Source organism: Bacillus sp. PK5-006 (assembly GCF_054161415.1).
In genome coordinates this window covers 2,426,396-2,443,067 of sequence record NZ_CP096414.1, presented here as the reverse complement: position 1 = coordinate 2,443,067, position 16,672 = coordinate 2,426,396, and the positions used below count along the sequence as shown (strand labels likewise).

Annotated in this window: 20 protein-coding genes, 1 riboswitch and 1 other annotated feature (1 of these 22 only partly in view); of the genes, 16 read left to right on the top strand and 4 right to left on the bottom strand. The window is 43.7% G+C overall.

Annotated features, from left to right (window positions below; genetic code table 11):
• Positions 1 to 8 precede the first annotated feature (8 nt).
• The 8 genes from M1D84_RS12650 to M1D84_RS12615 all read left to right on the top strand — a co-directional run bounded on the left by M1D84_RS12650 (position 9) and on the right by M1D84_RS12615 (position 8,751).
• Positions 9 to 944 (top strand): ABC transporter permease, encoded by a 936-nt coding sequence (locus M1D84_RS12650; protein ID WP_024424621.1) that lies wholly within the window; start codon positions 9 to 11, stop codon positions 942 to 944.
• On the top strand, positions 941 to 1,903 hold the full coding sequence (locus M1D84_RS12645) for an ABC transporter permease (protein ID WP_024424622.1): 963 nt from the start codon (positions 941 to 943) through the stop codon (positions 1,901 to 1,903). Before M1D84_RS12650 ends, M1D84_RS12645 begins: the two co-directional genes overlap by 4 nt.
• A gap of 7 nt (positions 1,904 to 1,910) precedes the next feature.
• Positions 1,911 to 2,921, top strand: a complete 1,011-nt coding sequence (locus M1D84_RS12640; RefSeq protein WP_024424623.1) for an ABC transporter ATP-binding protein — start codon at positions 1,911 to 1,913, stop codon at positions 2,919 to 2,921.
• Complete coding sequence (locus tag M1D84_RS12635) at positions 2,921 to 4,543, top strand: peptide ABC transporter substrate-binding protein (protein ID WP_029706688.1); 1,623 nt, start codon at positions 2,921 to 2,923, stop codon at positions 4,541 to 4,543. Before M1D84_RS12640 ends, M1D84_RS12635 begins: the two co-directional genes overlap by 1 nt.
• Positions 4,544 to 4,858: 315 nt before the next feature.
• Positions 4,859 to 5,800: a S66 peptidase family protein gene (locus M1D84_RS12630; RefSeq protein ID WP_025092301.1), complete on the top strand. Its 942-nt coding sequence runs from the start codon at positions 4,859 to 4,861 to the stop codon at positions 5,798 to 5,800.
• On the top strand, positions 5,797 to 6,876 hold the full coding sequence (locus M1D84_RS12625; protein ID WP_332284525.1) for a mandelate racemase/muconate lactonizing enzyme family protein: 1,080 nt from the start codon (positions 5,797 to 5,799) through the stop codon (positions 6,874 to 6,876). Before M1D84_RS12630 ends, M1D84_RS12625 begins: the two co-directional genes overlap by 4 nt.
• Positions 6,876 to 7,793, top strand: a complete 918-nt coding sequence (locus tag M1D84_RS12620; protein ID WP_332284523.1) for a C40 family peptidase — start codon at positions 6,876 to 6,878, stop codon at positions 7,791 to 7,793. The genes M1D84_RS12625 and M1D84_RS12620 overlap by 1 nt, the downstream gene beginning before the upstream one ends.
• A complete protein-coding gene (locus M1D84_RS12615) occupies positions 7,783 to 8,751 on the top strand; it encodes an ABC transporter ATP-binding protein (protein ID WP_024426800.1) in 969 nt (322 codons plus the stop codon). The genes M1D84_RS12620 and M1D84_RS12615 overlap by 11 nt, the downstream gene beginning before the upstream one ends.
• A 38-nt stretch (positions 8,752 to 8,789) precedes the next feature.
• Here the strand turns inward: M1D84_RS12615 and M1D84_RS12610 are convergent, their stop codons facing one another.
• The gene (locus M1D84_RS12610; protein ID WP_056766256.1) at positions 8,790 to 9,671 is read right to left on the bottom strand and encodes a dimethylarginine dimethylaminohydrolase family protein; all 882 of its coding nucleotides are present in this window, start codon (positions 9,669 to 9,671) and stop codon (positions 8,790 to 8,792) included.
• 179 nt (positions 9,672 to 9,850) lie between these two features.
• Here M1D84_RS12610 and M1D84_RS12605 point away from each other — a divergent pair, with 179 nt between their 5' ends.
• From M1D84_RS12605 to M1D84_RS12585, 5 genes are all read left to right on the top strand, one after another.
• Positions 9,851 to 10,372, top strand: a complete 522-nt coding sequence (locus tag M1D84_RS12605) for an acyl-CoA thioesterase (RefSeq protein WP_008346212.1) — start codon at positions 9,851 to 9,853, stop codon at positions 10,370 to 10,372.
• Between the two features lie 114 nt (positions 10,373 to 10,486).
• Complete coding sequence (locus M1D84_RS12600; RefSeq protein ID WP_024424630.1) at positions 10,487 to 10,813, top strand: PadR family transcriptional regulator; 327 nt, start codon at positions 10,487 to 10,489, stop codon at positions 10,811 to 10,813.
• 4 nt (positions 10,814 to 10,817) lie between these two features.
• Positions 10,818 to 11,576: an HAAS domain-containing protein gene (locus M1D84_RS12595; protein ID WP_332284517.1), complete on the top strand. Its 759-nt coding sequence runs from the start codon at positions 10,818 to 10,820 to the stop codon at positions 11,574 to 11,576.
• A gap of 105 nt (positions 11,577 to 11,681) precedes the next feature.
• Positions 11,682 to 12,170 (top strand): small multi-drug export protein, encoded by a 489-nt coding sequence (locus M1D84_RS12590; protein ID WP_025092307.1) that lies wholly within the window; start codon positions 11,682 to 11,684, stop codon positions 12,168 to 12,170.
• A 17-nt stretch (positions 12,171 to 12,187) separates the two neighbouring features.
• Positions 12,188 to 12,733 carry a GNAT family N-acetyltransferase gene (locus M1D84_RS12585; protein ID WP_024424633.1) on the top strand — a complete coding sequence of 182 codons (546 nt, stop codon included), beginning with the start codon at positions 12,188 to 12,190 and terminating at the stop codon, positions 12,731 to 12,733.
• A 14-nt stretch (positions 12,734 to 12,747) separates the two neighbouring features.
• Here M1D84_RS12585 and M1D84_RS12580 read toward each other — a convergent pair whose 3' ends face one another.
• Both M1D84_RS12580 and M1D84_RS12575 read right to left on the bottom strand, forming a co-directional pair.
• On the bottom strand, positions 12,748 to 13,791 hold the full coding sequence (locus M1D84_RS12580) for a bifunctional transcriptional activator/DNA repair enzyme AdaA (RefSeq protein WP_025092309.1): 1,044 nt from the start codon (positions 13,789 to 13,791) through the stop codon (positions 12,748 to 12,750).
• 229 nt (positions 13,792 to 14,020) lie between these two features.
• The gene (locus M1D84_RS12575) at positions 14,021 to 14,155 is read right to left on the bottom strand and encodes a YrzI family small protein (protein ID WP_073204910.1); all 135 of its coding nucleotides are present in this window, start codon (positions 14,153 to 14,155) and stop codon (positions 14,021 to 14,023) included.
• Positions 14,156 to 14,377: 222 nt separating this feature from the next.
• Positions 14,378 to 14,487, top strand: a riboswitch (guanidine-I (ykkC/yxkD leader).
• A gap of 67 nt (positions 14,488 to 14,554) precedes the next feature.
• Here M1D84_RS12575 and M1D84_RS12570 point away from each other — a divergent pair.
• Together M1D84_RS12570 and M1D84_RS12565 are read left to right on the top strand one after the other, a co-directional pair.
• Positions 14,555 to 14,884 carry a DMT family transporter gene (locus tag M1D84_RS12570; protein WP_025092310.1) on the top strand — a complete coding sequence of 110 codons (330 nt, stop codon included), beginning with the start codon at positions 14,555 to 14,557 and terminating at the stop codon, positions 14,882 to 14,884.
• On the top strand, positions 14,881 to 15,195 hold the full coding sequence (locus M1D84_RS12565; RefSeq protein WP_024424636.1) for a DMT family transporter: 315 nt from the start codon (positions 14,881 to 14,883) through the stop codon (positions 15,193 to 15,195). The genes M1D84_RS12570 and M1D84_RS12565 overlap by 4 nt, the downstream gene beginning before the upstream one ends.
• Before the next feature lie 136 nt (positions 15,196 to 15,331).
• On the opposite strand, the gene M1D84_RS12560 is transcribed toward M1D84_RS12565, so the two are convergent.
• Positions 15,332 to 15,517: a hypothetical protein gene (locus M1D84_RS12560; protein ID WP_024424637.1), complete on the bottom strand. Its 186-nt coding sequence runs from the start codon at positions 15,515 to 15,517 to the stop codon at positions 15,332 to 15,334.
• 161 nt (positions 15,518 to 15,678) lie between these two features.
• On the opposite strand from M1D84_RS12560, the gene purU reads away from it, so the two are divergent.
• A complete protein-coding gene (gene purU, locus M1D84_RS12555; RefSeq protein WP_135031931.1) occupies positions 15,679 to 16,581 on the top strand; it encodes a formyltetrahydrofolate deformylase in 903 nt (300 codons plus the stop codon).
• A gap of 43 nt (positions 16,582 to 16,624) precedes the next feature.
• Positions 16,625 to 16,672, top strand: a binding site (T-box leader); it runs 171 nt beyond the window's last position.

The following is a 16,672-nucleotide window of genomic DNA, read 5'->3' as shown; positions in this document are numbered from 1 at the left end:
GACAGCAGATGGCCAGCTTTTTGCTCAAGCGTTTTATTGCGATGATTGCCACGATCTTAACGATTACGACTTTAACGTTTATTTTAATGAAGGTCATCCCAGGATCGCCTTTCAATGAAGAACGAAATACAAACGAAACCGTCCAGCGAAACCTCGAAAGCTACTATCACTTAGACGAACCACTCTATGTTCAATATGTCATCTATTTAAAATCCATTGTTACCTTTGATTTTGGTCCTTCCATTAAAAAGCCTTCTGAAAGTGTCAATGATCTATTGGCGAGAGGCTTCCCAGTCTCATTAGAACTTGGTCTTATCTCAATATTGATTGCTGTCATCTCTGGCATTCTGCTAGGGGTTATGGCTGCCCTCCGGCATAATGGTTTGATTGATTACATCGCCATGACGATTGCTGTATTCGGTATATCCATTCCAAACTTTATCTTTGCTACCTTATTAATTCAGCAGCTTGCTGTCAATTTGAAGCTCTTTCCTACAGCGATGTGGACAAGTCCAATGCATATGGTGCTGCCTACAATCGCCCTTGCTGTCAGCCCAATGGCCATTATCGCCAGGTTAACGAGGTCGAGCATGATTGAAGTGCTGTCGCAAGACTATATCCGTACGGCCAAAGCAAAAGGACTTTCTCCCTTTAAAATTGTATTTAAACATGCGCTTCGGAATGCACTATTACCCGTTGTGACCATTCTTGGAACACTTGTCGCAAGTATTTTAACAGGAAGTTTTGTCATTGAAAAAATATTTGCCATTCCTGGAATGGGAAAATACTTTGTCGAGAGCATAAACAACCGTGATTATCCTGTCATCATGGGAACCACTGTTTTTTACAGCATTATTTTAATCACACTTCTCTTCATTGTCGATGTGGCGTATCGTCTCCTTGATCCAAGGATTCAGCTGCATCAGAAAGGAGGAAAGGCATGAGTATACACCTTCAGCATGATCCACCGAACAGGCATCCTGAAGTGCCGGACGAATGGTTTTCTCCACGAGAGCAAAAGAAAACAGAAGCCCATGCCATTAAAAGACCCTCTCTTTCCTATTGGGCAGATACATGGAGGCGGCTGAAGCAAAATAAGCTTGCGATGTTTAGTCTATCGGTTCTGATTTTTCTTTTTGTCATGGCAGTCTTAGGCCCATTGCTTGCGCCAAATAGTGTGACAGAGCAGCGTCTTTCGATGCAAAATCTGCCGCCCTCAGCTGCTCACTGGTTTGGAACAGATGAGCTTGGACGAGATGTGTTTACTCGTACTTGGTACGGAGCACGCATTTCGTTATTTGTGGGTGTCATGGCAGCCTTGATTGATTTTGCCATCGGTGTGATTTATGGGGGCATAGCCGGCTATAAAGGCGGACGCTATGACCATGTCATGATGCGGATTGTCGAGGTGCTCTACGGACTTCCTTATTTACTTGTCGTCATTTTATTGATGGTGCTGATGGGTCCAGGGCTTGTCACCATTATTGTAGCGCTCACTGTCACCGGATGGATTGGAATGGCAAGAATTGTGAGAGGTCAGGTTCTTCAGCTGAAAAGCCAGGAATATGTCCTTGCCTCAAAGACCTTTGGTGCCAAAAGCCTGCGGATCATTCGCCGCAACCTGCTGCCGAATACGATGGGGCCGATTATCGTTCAGATGACCCTGACTGTGCCGACCGCGATATTTGCTGAAGCGTTCCTAAGCTTTCTCGGGTTAGGTATTCAAGCACCGTTTGCAAGCTGGGGCGTGATGGCCAATGATGCTTTGCCGACTGTGCTGTCAGACAATGGACATTGGTGGCGTTTATTTTTTCCGGCATTTTTTATTTCACTCACGATGTTTTGCTTTAACAATTTAGGTGATGGCTTGCAAGATGCGCTTGATCCAAAGATGAAGAGGTGATGGCGCTTTGAAAAAAGTTCTACAAATCATCGATCTGCACGTCAGCTTTCGGACATACGGCGGTTCAGTTCAAGCAGTACGCGGAGTGAATGTCGATGTATATGAAAAAGAAACCTTAGCCATTGTGGGAGAATCAGGCTGCGGAAAAAGTGTGACATCACAAAGCATTATGAGGCTTCTGCCTGCATACAGCGCGCATGTCGATCAGGGAGAAATCTGGTTTCAAGACCGCAACTTGCTGTCATTATCTGAAAAAGAAATGCGCGCCATACGAGGTGTCGATATTTCGATGATCTTCCAAGATCCGATGACGGCACTGAACCCTACCTTGACAATAGGGGATCAGCTGATGGAGGCGGCGAAAGAGCATCAAAAGCTGACGAAAAAAGAAGTGAAAGAAGCCGCCATAAAGATGCTTGATTTGGTTGGTATTCCGCAGCCGAAGGAGAGATTAAAGCAATACCCGCATCAATTCAGCGGGGGAATGAGGCAGCGGCTCATGATTGCCATGGCACTGATTTGTGAGCCAAAGGTGCTGATCGCAGATGAACCGACGACCGCGCTGGATGTGACCATACAGGCACAAATTTTAGAACTGTTTAAAGAGATTCAGAGGAAAACAGGGGTTACCATTATCTTAATCACACACGACTTAGGGGTCGTAGCCCAAGTTGCCGACCGGGTAGCAGTCATGTACGGAGGGAAAATGGTTGAAACCGGAACAAGGCAAGATATTTTTTACAGTCCGCAGCATCCTTATACAAAAGGACTCCTGCAATCCGTTCCAAGACTTGATATGAAAGATGAACTGATTCCGATTGAAGGAAGCCCGCCTGATTTATTTGCACCGCCAAAGGGCTGTCCGTATACCGATCGCTGCCCGGCTGCCATGAAAGTGTGCGATCATATCATGCCGCACGAAACGCAGCGGTCACCTACTCATACAGTGCATTGCTGGCTCCAGGATGAGCGAGCGAACCAAGCGATGTTATCTTCAACACAAAGGGGGAGTTTTTGATGAGAAAAAAAGGGTGGATCATTAGTGTTTGTTTGTTCATCATCATGCTGCTCGCAGGATGTACAGCCAATGAGCAAGCAGGTAAAGGATCATCAACCAACAAGAATGAAAAGAAAGTATTAACCTTAAATAACGAAAACGAACCGACGTCATTTGACCCGCCGATTGGTTTTAATAATGTATCGTGGCAAGGTCTGAATAACTTAATGGAGGGATTAACAAGACTGAATGAAAAGCACGAACCATCTCCTGCAATGGCGGAAAAATGGGAAATTTCAGAGGATGGAAAAACGTACACATTTCATTTAAGAGACGGCATCAAGTGGTCGAATGGTGATCCAGTGAAAGCGAGTGACTTTGAATATGCGTGGAAGCGTCTGCTTGATCCGAAAACAGGCTCTTCTGCATCGTTCTTAGCTTACATGATTGAAGGCGGAGAGGCATTTAACAGCGGAAAAGGAAAGAAAGAGGATGTAAAAGTCAGTGCTGAAAATGACAAAACGCTAAAGGTCACACTGGCATACCCGCAGAAATCGTTCTTAAATATGACCGCAAACCCTGCCTTTTTCCCTGTCAATGAGAAGGTAGCAGAGAAGGATCCAAACTGGGCAAAGGATGCCAAAACCTTTGTTGGGAATGGACCGTTTCAGCTGACAGAATGGAAGCATGATGAGAGCTTCACTATGGAAAAAAGTGAGACGTATTGGGACAAAAAATCAGTCAAGCTGGATCAGGTAAAGTGGCTGATGATCAGCGATCGAAACACTGATTATCAAATGTATCAATCGGGAGATTTAGATACTGCCTTCGTCCCAGCAGAACAAAGTGAAAATTTGCTGAAAAATAAAGATGTACAAATTGAAGATCAGGCCGGACTGTTCTTTTATCGTCTGAATGTGAACATGGAACCTTTTCAAAATAAGAACATTCGCAAAGCCTTTCAAATGGCGATCAATCCGCAAGATATCGTGGATTATGTAACGAAGAATAAAGAGAAGCCAGCCCGTGCCTTCGTTTCACCGGGGATTCTAGATTCAAAGGGTGAGGATTTCAGAGAAGCTGGCGGTGATCTTGTCAAACAAGATACGAGTGAAGCTGCGAAGCTATTAGAAAAAGGGCTGAAAGAAGAGAACTATTCAAAGCTGCCGCCTGTCACATTAACATATAGCACAAAGCCTGAGAACAAGAAAAAAGCTGAAGCCATCCAGCAGCAATTAAAAGAAGCGCTGGGTGTGGACGTGAAGCTTGCAAACATGGAAGCCAATGTATTTGCAGAAGATCAAAAGGCACTGAAATTCCAATTCTCACAAAGTTCATTTTTAGCAGACTATGCAGATCCGATCAATTTCCTAGAGAGCTTCCAAACAGGGAATGCGATGAACCGGACTGGATGGTCGAATGACACCTATGATCAGCTGATGAAAAAGGCAAGCCAGGAAGCAGATGAACAAAAGAGGAACAGCATCCTTCATGATGCAGAGGCACTTCTCATTGAAGAAGCACCGATCATTCCAATTCATTTTTATAACCAAGTTCATTTGCAAAAAGAGGGCGTGAAGGGAATTGTCCGCCACCCTGTTGGGTATATCGAATTGAAATGGGCGCAAGTAGATGGAGAGTAATTGAAGGGAATGAGGAACACGGACGCTTTGAACAAAAGCGTCTCAGCGCGCGGACAAACCCTCGCCTTCTTTGTCAGTCCTGCGCTTCGGTGCTCACGAATGTCAAATTCGCTCCGCTCCAGTGCTCGTACTTTCTAGACTGCAAAGGTTTTCAGGTCACGCTGAATAGAAGACAAAGGGCTAAAATAAAGATCATTTTAGCCCTTTGTCAACAATATGGGACGCTTTGAACAAAAGCGTCAGTTCCTTTATTTGTTCATGTTATGGAGAAAATGCCCATAGATTGTAAGAAATAAAGAGAAAGAGGGGATTGGCATGAACCAGCTGCCAGCGGCGCTTCAAACAGGGGATACGGTGGGGATTATCGCACCAGCAAGCCCGCCTGATGAATTGAAATTAGCAAAAGGGATTGCCTTTTTAGAGAGCCTTGGGCTGAAGGTGAAAAAAGGGAAGTATCTCGATTCACGGTACGGGTATTTAGCAGGGCGTGATCATGAAAGAGTGGAAGATCTTCATGGCATGTTTCAAGATCCAGAAGTCAAAGCAGTTATTTGTGCCTGCGGAGGGTACGGAACTGGAAGACTTGCGGAAGCCATTGATTATGACCTCATTCGCCGGAATCCAAAAATCTTTTGGGGTTATAGTGACATTACGTTTTTACATACGGCCATCCAGCAGCAGACCGGTCTTGTGACCTTTCATGGTCCAATGCTTTCCTCTGATGTGGGACTTGAAGAGGTCCATCCGTATACGAAGGATACCTTTTTACAGCTGTTCACGCCGAAGGCCTTTACGTATACGCATCACTTGTCACCTCTTCATACCTTCTACCCCGGCACCGTTTCAGGTGACATCATAGGAGGGAATCTTGCTCTCATCGTGACAACACTTGGGACACCTTTTGAAATTGATACGAAGGGAAAGCTGTTGTTCATTGAAGATATTGACGAAGAGCCTTATAAAATCGATCGCATGATGCAGCACCTCACCTCTGCTGGAAAATTGGATGATGCGGCTGGATTCATCATTGGAGATTTTCATCAATGTGAACCAAAAAAGAAAGACCAGTCCTTAACCTTGGAACAGCTGTGGGAAACCTATATTGTTCCGCAAAAGAAACCTGCACTCGGCGGCTTTCGGATCGGTCATTCATCACCGAACTTTGCCTTTCCGATGGGTGTGCAGGCTGCACTAGATGCCGCAGGGAAAAAACTGCACATTTCTCCAGGCGTTGCAGCGAAAGAGGCGATCAAATGAAAATTGTCGATGTTCGTACATGCAGAACGAGTGTACCGTTAAAAAAGCCTTTCAAAACCGCTTTAAGAACGGTGTATGACGCAGCATCCTTGATCGTCATCATCACATATGATCAAGGTGACGTCAGTTACGGCGAGGCAGTTCCCACATCGGTGATTACAGGAGAAACGCTGGAAAGCATCGACTATGCCATTTGTGAAGTAATCAGACCCATTTTGCTCGGGGCTTCTTTGACAGAATATGAACAAATCTATTCTGCTATGAACCGCGTGCTCGCAAGCAACACAAGCGCAAAAGCTGCAATCGATATGGCCATTTATGATGGGTTAGCAAAGCAGGCAGGGCTTCCGCTTTATCAATACCTTGGCGGATATCGTCATCAGCTCGAAACCGACTATACGGTCAGTGTAAACCGTCCGCTTGAGATGGCAGAAGATGCGAAGCAATACGCAGCTGAAGGCTTTCAGACGTTAAAGATCAAAGTAGGAAAAGATGATATACACACGGATATTCAGCGGATCAAGCGGATTCGAGAAAAAGTCGGGCCGGATATTCAGATCAGGCTCGACGCAAACCAGGGCTGGACGTGGAAGGAAGCGATCACAGCCATTCGAAAAATGGAAGCGCTGAATATTGAATTAGTAGAACAGCCAGTGCCAAAAGAAGATATTGAAGGCTTGCGCCGTGTGACGGAAGCAACTGAAACATTGATTATGGCAGACGAAAGCATTTTCAGTTTTCATGATGCGATCAAGGTGCTTGAAACGAGAAGCTGCGATCTGATCAATTTAAAATTAATGAAATCAGGCGGCATAAAAGAAGCATTAAAAATCAATGCCCTTGCCGAAGCATACGGTGTTCAGTGCATGGTTGGCAGTATGATTGAGTCAAAGCTTGGCATTACAGCAGCGGCACATTTCGCCGCAAGCCAGCCGAATATCACCCGCTGCGATTTTGATGCCCCGCTTATGCTGAAAGAGGACATGATAGACGGAGGAATCGTGTACAAAGGAAAAGATATATTTTTACCGCTGCATCATGGGTTAGGCATTCAAGGGGTGAAAGGAGTCTCATGATGATATACGAATCAAAGGTTCCAGTCGCTAACGTATGGACAGCGCCGCATTCGCCGAGAGAAATCGATCAAAAGGTACTACAGGACTCCATCAACATCAAAGAATGGATTGACCAGCAAACATACGAAGACAAATTGGCTTTATGTGAAGAAAATTTGATTCAATCTCAAATACTGCTCGGCGAACGAGTGATTGGATTAGAAGAGACAGATGGCTGGATGAAAGTCGTCATTCCGCAGCAGGCCAGCCGGAAACATCCGCAAGGCTATCCAGGCTATATGCCTGCTGAGCAATTAAAACAAGTAACAGAGGGAAGTGCGTCAGGTGCATCTCTTATCGTTTGTCAGAAAAAAGCCACACTCTATCAAAACGGGGAACCTGATATGGAGATTAGCTTTTTAACAGAGCTGGCAGCCGCCAAAGAAACAGTTGATCAATTTCATGTTGTCACCCCATTAGGAATAAGAGAAATCAACAAAGCGGATGTACGCCCAGTATCGCAAGCTTTCTCTATGACCGGCAAAGATGTCGTAGACGCAGGAAAACAATTTATTGGCCTTTCTTATTTATGGGGAGGCATGAGCAGCTTTGGCTATGATTGTTCAGGCTTTGCTTACAGCATGTACAAAGCGTGCGGATATCTTTTGCCGAGAGACGCAAGTGACCAAGCAGTTCAAGGAACGCCGGTTACATCAAGCCATTTAGAACAAGGCGACTTGCTGTTTTTTGCAAATGAAAACGGTAAGGGAGCGGTCCGCCATGCAGGGATCTACGCTGGGGACGGGATGATGCTTCATTCGCCTAAAACCGGCAGACAAATTGAGCTTCTTTCCCTTTCTGGCACTTCATATGAAAAGGAATGGGCAGGTGCAAGGCGGTATTTACCAAGTGAGAGGAGGAGCGAACATGACAGTTGAACCACTTTTACAAGTAAACAACCTCAAAAAACATTTTCATCTATCGAAAGGGAGAACCTTAAAAGCGCTGGATGGTGTCTCTTTTCAGCTGAAACAAGGTGAAACCTTTGGTCTCGTTGGTGAGTCTGGCTGCGGCAAATCCACACTTGGAAAAGTGCTCATGCGTCTTTATGAACCAACAGATGGTGAAGCCTTATATGAAGGGAAAAGTCTTCACCACCTTTCTAAAAAAGAATCATTTGATTTCAACCGGCAAATGCAAATGGTCTTTCAAGATCCGTATTCCTCGTTAAATCCAAGACTGTCAGTAAAAGATATTATGCTTGAGCCAATGGAGATTCATCAGCTTTATGGGAGTCAAAAGAAAAGGATTGCCCGCGTGAAAGAACTGCTCGAAGCGGTAGGATTAAGCTATGATTTTGCCACCCGCTATCCGCACGAATTTAGCGGAGGACAGAGGCAGAGAATCGGCATTGCAAGAGCACTTGCCTTAGCGCCAAAATTTATTGTGGCAGATGAGCCGATTTCTGCACTAGACGTCTCCGTTCAAGCGCAGGTCGTGAATCTGCTGAAAAAATTGCAAAAAGAGGAAGGATTAACATTTCTCTTTATTGCACATGACTTGTCAATGGTGAAATATATTAGCGACCGGATCGGTGTGATGTATTTAGGCCATCTCGTCGAGTTGACGACAAGTGATGCATTATATCAAACACCGCTTCACCCATATACACAAGCCTTGCTGTCTGCAATCCCCATTCCAGATCCTGACGTAGAGGACAAGCGCAAAAGGTTTATTTTAAAAGGAGAAATTCCAAGTCCAGTGAACCCGCCAAGCGGCTGTGTATTTCGAACAAGATGCCCTGCCGCAATGGATGTGTGTGCTGAAAAAAAGCCGGCATTACAAGCGGTGGAAGAAGGACATGAAGTCGCCTGTCATTTATATAATAGAAAATAGGACAAGCTAGACAAAAGCCAGCAAGTAGACAAGCTGTTCTACATGCTGGCTTTTTTAATAGATGAACGCCGAATAGGCAATGTGCAGCATCTGAAAGAGCCGCCAGATTTAATAATTTCAGAAAATTCCACTTCAATAACGGTGTATCCGTGAGCGGTTAACGCAGCATTTGTTTCTTGGTTGCTGGGCAAGCTGATCACTTTTTTCTGCCCAATGGATAAAACATTTGGTCCAAGTGTGAATTGCTCTTGTTCACTGATTTCAATCAAATTATAATACGTTTTGAGCAGCTGAAGGTCCTTTTGCTTGAGCGCTTCAGGGTAAATTAATAACTCATCATGAGACAGAATATTCATCACACAATCAAGATGCAAAATGTGAGGAGGAAGGTGAATCGGAATAATGTCATGATCAGGCAGTTCCTTTTTGAGCTGATAGATAGCGGCTGGACTGGTTCTTTTGCTCGTGCCAACAAACACACGGTTCTGATCTACAAGCACATCGCCGCCTTCAATCGTTCCGTCTGTCAAAGTGACAGCTGACCACCCTTTTGCGTGTGCCCATTCTTTTAGGTATTGTTCTTCCCCTTGCCGAACCGGAGCGGCCATACTTGAAACAAACAGTGTATGTCCAATCGTAAACCCAATATCCCGAGTGAAGACTTGCTCAGGGAAGCGGTCATTCGCCGGGAGCAGGATGGGCCGTACTTGATTCTCTTTAAGGGTTTGGATCAATTGCTTATGCTGAGCGACTGCTTTCATTTGAGAAATATTTTCTTTCGCAAAATGTTTCTGGGTTTCGTTAATAATTTGTTTGATTTCCATATAAATAGGACTGCATAAAAGAACTTCTTCTAAATCGTCGTATTCACTCATGCATTGGGGCATTTTGTATAATTGCTCTGCTCTCATAGAATCCATCAAATGGCCTCCTTGTTCATTCATAGTTCTATTATTCCTTCTTCTAGCCATGGTTGAAACATTTCCGAAAGAAAATCTCTCACATAAGACTAAAGCTAAAAGTTTAGACAAACCTAAAAGAATAGTGTTTAATAAAAGTCGTTCCGCATCCACGAAAACAGCAAGAAGGAGCTATGATGATGAGTGAAGAAAATTTCAAATACTGCAAGGAATCGAAAGTTGTTAAAACCAGCAGGGTGTTCCCTCTCGATACGAATAACCACCAAACGTTATTTGGCGGGAAATTAATGAGTTATATAGATGACATTGCCTCCATCTCGGCTGCAAGACACAGCCGCAGTGAAACGGTCACAGCTTCAATGGATTCTGTTGACTTTTTAGAGCCGATTGGACAAAAGGAGTCCGTATGCTTGGAATCCTATGTCACATGGGTGGGTACGTCTTCTATGGAAGTGTTCGTCAAAGTCATTAAAGAAAACTTGATGTCTGGAGAGCGCAGACTCGCAGCAACTTCATTTCTGACATTTGTCTCATTAGATGAAAACGGAAAGCCTAAACGAGTCCCGCAGGTGATGCCGGAAACAGAGGAAGAGATCATGCTTCATCAAACAGCGAAGCAGCGGGCAGAGGAAAGAAAAAGCCGCCGAAAGCATAGTAAGGCGCTTGCTGACGCACTTGGGACAGATAAGCCTTGGGCGTAAAAATCACCCTTTTAGCGGTGATTTTTTTCTGTGCCAGTATCTTGCATGGCAAGATAGTATGTGGTAAGATAAAGCTATCTTGTGATGCAAGGTACTGGAATCGGAGGAACAATCATGACAACATCCACACAAATGCTAAAAGGAATTTTAGAAGGCTGCCTGCTGTCGATTATTTCTGAGGGTGAAATTTATGGGTATGAAATGACGAAGAAGCTCGCGCATTATGGGTTTGATCAAATAAGTGAAGGCAGCATCTATCCGATTTTGCTGCGTATGCAAAAGGAACAGCTGGTGACCACCGTCACAAAAGCGTCAGCGACCGGCCCGAAAAGGAAATACTATACGCTCACACAAGCGGGAGAACAAGCGCTCACAGAGTTTATTGACCGCTGGAATGAGCTTTCAAAAAATGTAAACCGCTTATTACAAAAAGGGAAGTGAGATTATGGTATCAAAAGAAACAAGACACATTCTACTAGAGCTGCAACTTTATCTCATATCAAAGGGAAAAAATCAGGGTGAAATCGATGAGCTGATGGACGAACTGACAGCACATGCGGTTGAGGCTGAAAAAGACGGCAAAACAGGTGAGGATGTGTTCGGCGGAGATCCGCGGAGCTATGCTGATGAACTGGCAAAAGAGCTGTCAGGGAACCATAAAGACTGGGTGCCATTCGTCAGTGCTTTCTTAATTGGATCGCTTTTTTACATGATTTTAGCAGATGCAATCAGCCAAAACTTATCCTATTCTTGGTTTGCTTTGATTGGATATCCGCTCGTTTTAGTGGCCAATGTCATCATGATCATTGTGATGTTTAGAGCGTCCGCTTTTCAAACAAGCAGCCGGGTATTTCTCTACTTTTGGATGTTAGGAATCTTTCAGCTGACAGCGATGGTCACAATCAAACTATTGGATCAAAAAGTCGGCACACCACTACTTGTCCTTACTTCTGGTCAAAGGTGGGGCGTCATTTTGCTCATGCTGCTATGTATCGTTGTATTTAATGCAATCTTAAAGGCGAATGTCGTTTCATTGATTCCGATTATCTTTTTCGGACCGCAGCTCATATTCGAATGGATTGGCTGGACGTCACCAAGTGTGATTTTGCTGCAAAGTCTGCTATCTATTGTGATTTTAATAGGGCTTATATTCATTGTACTGCGCCGGACAAATAAGAAAAATGAAAATACGAATGTAAACTGAGCACATCCTATCCGATGTGCTTTTCTTTTTCTAAAAAAATGTAGAAATGGGATTGTCTTTTTCATTACAATGGGGAGAGGACAAAAATGAAAAGGGGTTCTGTTTTTGGATATTGTATGGGGATATGTACTCGTTTTTGTATTGGCTGCCTTGCCTTTTTTTGAAGTGATTGGTGTCGTTCCATTCGCAATCTTAAGTGGGCTGCATCCTGTGACAACGGCTGTGATTGGATTCATCGGCAACTTTTTGACAGTCTTGCTTCTCATTGTGTTCGTCGATCGGTTTAAAGCATGGTGGTTAAAAAGAAAAGAGGAAAAAGGTGATGAAAAAGGAGAGAAAAAGCAGCTGCGCGCGAGAAAAATTTGGGAACGATACGGTCTGCCTGGGTTAGCGCTCATAGGACCTTTTATCATCGGCAGTCATTTAGCAGCCTTGATGTGCATGAGCTTTGGAACGAAAAGAAAGCAAGTCGCGGTGTGGATGACCGTCAGTTTAATGATGTGGACAGCGCTGGCTGCAAGTTTAACCGGTGCGGGCTTCCATTACTTTGCCCCAGATTCAAATGGTTTGTTCGGAGATATTTTTAGCAAGTAAAAAAGGGGGGATCATCAATGACAGTTCAAACAAGAACAGTATTTGAAACAGAGCGCCTGAAACTGAGAACGATGAATGAACATGATGCGTCATTTTTATATGACGAGCTGTTCCAGGATGAAGAAGTGATGAAGTATTATCCTTCTTTGAAGGATGAACAGCAGACAAAAGAGTGGATTGCATGGAATCAAAAAAATGACCGCATGTACCACACCTCTCTATGGATCATTGAAGATAAAGAAACAAATGAACGACTTGGACAAAGCGGCATTGTCCTGCAAAACATTGAAGGACAAACCGAGCTTGAGATTGGCTATATGCTAAAGAAAGCGGCGTGGGGGAATGGCTATGCTGCTGAGGCTGCAAAAGGCTGCCTTACCTATGGATTTGAAGAAATGAAGGTCAGACGGATGGTCAGCCTAATTCGTCCTGAGAATGAAGCGTCGGTGAAGGTCGCTTTAAAAATGGGCATGAAAAAAGAAAAAACCATTTCAAAATGGGACCAAATCATTGATGTATACAGCATCACCCGTAACGGAGAAAACGGCTCGCTTACCGAATAAGCAGAGCCGTTTTTTTATGCACGCTGTTCTAACTGAAGCAAATATTTCTTCCGTTCAATCCCTCCGCCGTAGCCTCCAAGCTCACCACTTGTTTGAATCACGCGGTGGCAGGGAATGATAATCGCCAATTGATTGGCACCATTTGCATTACCGACAGCACGAACCAAATGCGGATCGCCTAGTTTCGTGGCTAGATCTCGATAGGATCTCGTTTCGCCTGCTGGAATGCGTGAGAGCTGGTCCCACACCTTCATTTGAAAAGGGGTGCCATGTAAGGAAAGCGGTACAGTAAACTTGGTCAGCTTTTTCTCAAAATATAAGGCCAATTCCTTTGCTAATTGCTGATGGACGTTTGTTTCTCCAACTAAAATGCGGGCATGATGCTTCTTTCTTAATGTTTCAATTTCTTTTTCGAGTCCCCGCCTGTCCATAAACTCCAGTAAATACACATGTGTGGCATCTGTCACACTCATCATCCGCCCGATCGGTGTGGAAATAAAATTAGCATAGAGAATGTGAATCTGCGCTTTTTTGGGAGGATTTCCCATGATTTTCGTAAATGCATCATTGAAGGCACTTGAAGATTCATAGCCGAAAGTGACCTGCTGATCGATTACTTTTTTTCCGTTCAAAATTTCTTTAAAGGCAAGTCCCATTCGGCGTGATCTTGCATATTGAACAAAGGTCATGCCGTAAATGTCTTTAAACTTTCTTCGAGCTGTGGCAGAGTGAATCCCTAATTGGCGGAAGTCCTCTTCCTTCCAGCGTTTCTCAGGATTTTTTTCTACTGCTGAAACGAGTGTTTTGACTTCTTCAGGAATGCTGTTAGGGTATGTTAATGGTGTGCAGCGCTTGCACGGGCGATACCCTGCCAGCAGTGCTTCCTCCGCTGTAAAGAAAAACTCACAGTTTTCAAATTTTGGCTTTCTGGCCGTACATGTGGCATGACAGAAGATACCGGTTGTCTTAATACAGGCAAAGAATGTGCCGTCATATTGCGGATTCTTGTCAACAAGTGCTTGATAAAATTCATGTTTTTGTTCATCGGTCATCATCATATGAAGCCACCTCTTGATTTTCTATAAAATGTTTTTCAGCATTGTTTGGGGTACGACGGATGATCTGTAAATACATCATCCTAAAGTTGAACGTTCATCGCATCAATCTGATTTCATTATATCAGCGATGTGATCATTGACGTATCCGTGCTTTAAGGAATGCGGAATAGATCCTTTTTACAATCAAGCATCATAAACATGTCAATCTCCTCCTTTTCTCATTCCTGTTTTAGTTCATATACTTTAGTTGCTTCTGTTTCATTTCTTCATAAAATGCTTCAACTTCTTGTTCGTAAAGTACGGTCTCCATGTCCTTGTATTTACGCTTGATCGTCAATGTCATAAAAAATAAATGGATTGTCATATACGCTCATTTCCCTTCAGTCCGCTGCACGCGAAACAGCCCGCAAATCTTCTTTATCAGTTGACCTGCTTCTAACACTTAGTATACGGCGGTTCCATAAAAATTCTTTCGAAAAATGAACAAGTATATTTGCATGTGGAAAGCAAAGCGGTAGACCGGTATTTCGGGGTGTGATACAATTTTGACACACAGAATCTGCTTTAAGTCAGATCTGCTTATTAAGAAATGGTTTTCTAGGGTTCCGTGCGGGTGGCGCAGTCTGGACCGAGAGAAAACACATAGGGTCTAGACAATAGACCGTATGGACACGGAGGGATAAAAGCCCGGGAGATTTGATCAAACGATCGATTTCCGGGCTTTTTTTATTGCTTGGAATCGTTCAGAAAGGAAGAGAATCGGATGAAATGGGGAAATGTATTGATTGCAGCCATCTTTGAAGTTGGCTGGGTGATGGGGTTGAAATATGCTGACTCTTTATTGGAATGGGCCGCAACCATCGTTTGTATTGTCGTGAGCTTTTATTTACTCCTGAAAGCCACCACTGTACTGCCAGTTGGCACACTTTATGCCGTTTTCACCGGACTTGGGACAGCAGGTACTGTCATAGTAGGTATGGTACTGGGAGAGCCAGTACAGCTGGTGAAATTACTTTTAATCATGGTGCTTTTAAGCGGTGTATTAGGGCTTAAACTAACCACAGGTGAAAAGAAAGGAGAGACTGAATCATGAGCTGGCTTTTACTCATTGGTGCAGGCATTTTAGAAATGCTTTGTGTCACCATGATGAATCAATTCCAGAAAGACCGGCATGTCAAATGGATTTTATTCATTGCAGCTGGATTTTCGCTGTCCTTTCTCATGCTCTCTCTTGCGATGAATACAATTCCGATGGGAACGGCATACGCCATTTGGACTGGCATTGGAGCTGCTGGAGGAGCCATTGTCGGCATGCTGTTTTACGGTGAGTCGAAGGACGCAAAACGTATATTCTTTATCGCACTGATTTTATCTGCGGCGGTCGGGTTAAAAATCATTGAATAAGAAAAGGCTGTCATCTGTCTGCCAGCCTCAGCATGTAGACAAACCCACACATTCTTTGTCAGGCCTGCAATGGTTTTCTATCACGCTGAAAAAGAAGAAAAAGGGCTAAAATAAAAATCATTTTAGCCCTTTTTTGTTACATCGAATGATGATTGGAATCGTTTTCATTTTTGCGGTAAAGCTGACTCACTAGAAGAAAACAGACACCAAATGTGAGCAAAGGAATGAGTCTCTCACCGGCCATAAAAAGATAAATACCTGTGATCAGACATACGATGCCGAGCCAAAAGCTCACTTTACCAAACAAAGTCATGCTTTTCATCTCCATCACTCCTTTTGTGATAAAAGGTCTACTCACATTATATCACGCTAGGTGCAGAATTGAATGAATATTCAATAAAAAATGGACTCTTCATTGCTTTTTCTCTTTCCAGTCCAGTATAATATTTCATTAGAATGAAAACGCAAATGAGGTCATGATACATGAGAACATTGATTACAGAGAAACTTGAATTACACAGACAAAAGCACGAGCAAAAAGGCAGATTACTTGTCAGCTGCCCAGATCAGCCTGGTATTGTATCAGCTGTTTCTTCCTTTTTATTTGAGCACGGAGCGAACATCATTGAATCGAGCCAATACACAACCGATCATGAAAGCGGCCGGTTCTTTTTAAGAATTGAATTTGATTGGAAAGACATCTCGGCGAATATGGATCAATTGAAAAATAGTTTTGAGCCAATCGCAGCATCATTTCAAATGACGTGGAGCATGTCGCGTGCAAGTGAGCTTAAAAAGCTGGCAATCTTTGTCTCAAAAGAGCTTCATTGTCTGCATGAGCTTCTGTGGGAATGGCAAAGCGGAAATTTAATGGCTGAAATCGCAGTTGTGATCAGCAATCATGAAACGGCAAAAGATACAGTAGAATCGCTTGGAATCCCATTCCATTATGTAAAGGCGAACAAAGACATTCGCAAAGAAGCTGAAAAAGAGCAGCTCGCCTTATTAGAAGAGTACGATATTGATGTGGTTGTGCTTGCTAGATACATGCAAATTTTAACGCCTGGATTCATTGAAGAGCATCCGAACAAAATCATTAATATCCATCATTCCTTCCTGCCAGCGTTTATTGGTGCAAACCCATACAAGCGGGCATATGAGCGGGGAGTCAAATTAATTGGTGCGACTTCTCATTATGTCACCAATGATTTAGACGAAGGCCCGATCATTGAACAGGATATTGAGCGGGTCGATCACCGGGATGATGCGGAAGCCCTAAAAAATATTGGCCGGACAATTGAGCGCAGTGTGCTTGCACGTGCTGTCAAATGGCACCTTGAAGATCGCATTATTGTTCATGAGAATAAAACGATTGTCTTTAATTGACCGCTTGACTTTTCTTTAGCAATTGGTGATAATATAAAAAAATTAACGAGCGTTGAAAAGGAATAGTAAGCAGGAACTGATGCGTAAAGAG

What these genes read in the sequence shown, in the direction of transcription:
- M1D84_RS12575 (WP_073204910.1), bottom strand. Translation starts at nt 14,155, where the DNA reads ATGACAATCCATTTATTTTTTATGACATTGACGATCAAGCGTAAATAC.
- M1D84_RS12600 (WP_024424630.1), top strand. Translation starts at nt 10,487, where the DNA reads ATGACAACATCCACACAAATGCTAAAAGGAATTTTAGAAGGCTGCCTG.
- M1D84_RS12625 (WP_332284525.1), top strand. Translation starts at nt 5,797, where the DNA reads ATGAAAATTGTCGATGTTCGTACATGCAGAACGAGTGTACCGTTAAAA.
- M1D84_RS12630 (WP_025092301.1), top strand. Translation starts at nt 4,859, where the DNA reads ATGAACCAGCTGCCAGCGGCGCTTCAAACAGGGGATACGGTGGGGATT.
- M1D84_RS12585 (WP_024424633.1), top strand. Translation starts at nt 12,188, where the DNA reads ATGACAGTTCAAACAAGAACAGTATTTGAAACAGAGCGCCTGAAACTG.
- M1D84_RS12645 (WP_024424622.1), top strand. Translation starts at nt 941, where the DNA reads ATGAGTATACACCTTCAGCATGATCCACCGAACAGGCATCCTGAAGTG.
- M1D84_RS12635 (WP_029706688.1), top strand. Translation starts at nt 2,921, where the DNA reads ATGAGAAAAAAAGGGTGGATCATTAGTGTTTGTTTGTTCATCATCATG.
- M1D84_RS12565 (WP_024424636.1), top strand. Translation starts at nt 14,881, where the DNA reads ATGAGCTGGCTTTTACTCATTGGTGCAGGCATTTTAGAAATGCTTTGT.
- M1D84_RS12650 (WP_024424621.1), top strand. Translation starts at nt 9, where the DNA reads ATGGCCAGCTTTTTGCTCAAGCGTTTTATTGCGATGATTGCCACGATC.
- M1D84_RS12605 (WP_008346212.1), top strand. Translation starts at nt 9,851, where the DNA reads ATGAGTGAAGAAAATTTCAAATACTGCAAGGAATCGAAAGTTGTTAAA.
- M1D84_RS12595 (WP_332284517.1), top strand. Translation starts at nt 10,818, where the DNA reads ATGGTATCAAAAGAAACAAGACACATTCTACTAGAGCTGCAACTTTAT.
- M1D84_RS12615 (WP_024426800.1), top strand. Translation starts at nt 7,783, where the DNA reads ATGACAGTTGAACCACTTTTACAAGTAAACAACCTCAAAAAACATTTT.
- M1D84_RS12580 (WP_025092309.1), bottom strand. Translation starts at nt 13,791, where the DNA reads ATGATGATGACCGATGAACAAAAACATGAATTTTATCAAGCACTTGTT.
- purU (WP_135031931.1), top strand. Translation starts at nt 15,679, where the DNA reads ATGAGAACATTGATTACAGAGAAACTTGAATTACACAGACAAAAGCAC.
- M1D84_RS12610 (WP_056766256.1), bottom strand. Translation starts at nt 9,671, where the DNA reads ATGGATTCTATGAGAGCAGAGCAATTATACAAAATGCCCCAATGCATG.
- M1D84_RS12570 (WP_025092310.1), top strand. Translation starts at nt 14,555, where the DNA reads ATGAAATGGGGAAATGTATTGATTGCAGCCATCTTTGAAGTTGGCTGG.
- M1D84_RS12560 (WP_024424637.1), bottom strand. Translation starts at nt 15,517, where the DNA reads ATGAAAAGCATGACTTTGTTTGGTAAAGTGAGCTTTTGGCTCGGCATC.
- M1D84_RS12620 (WP_332284523.1), top strand. Translation starts at nt 6,876, where the DNA reads ATGATATACGAATCAAAGGTTCCAGTCGCTAACGTATGGACAGCGCCG.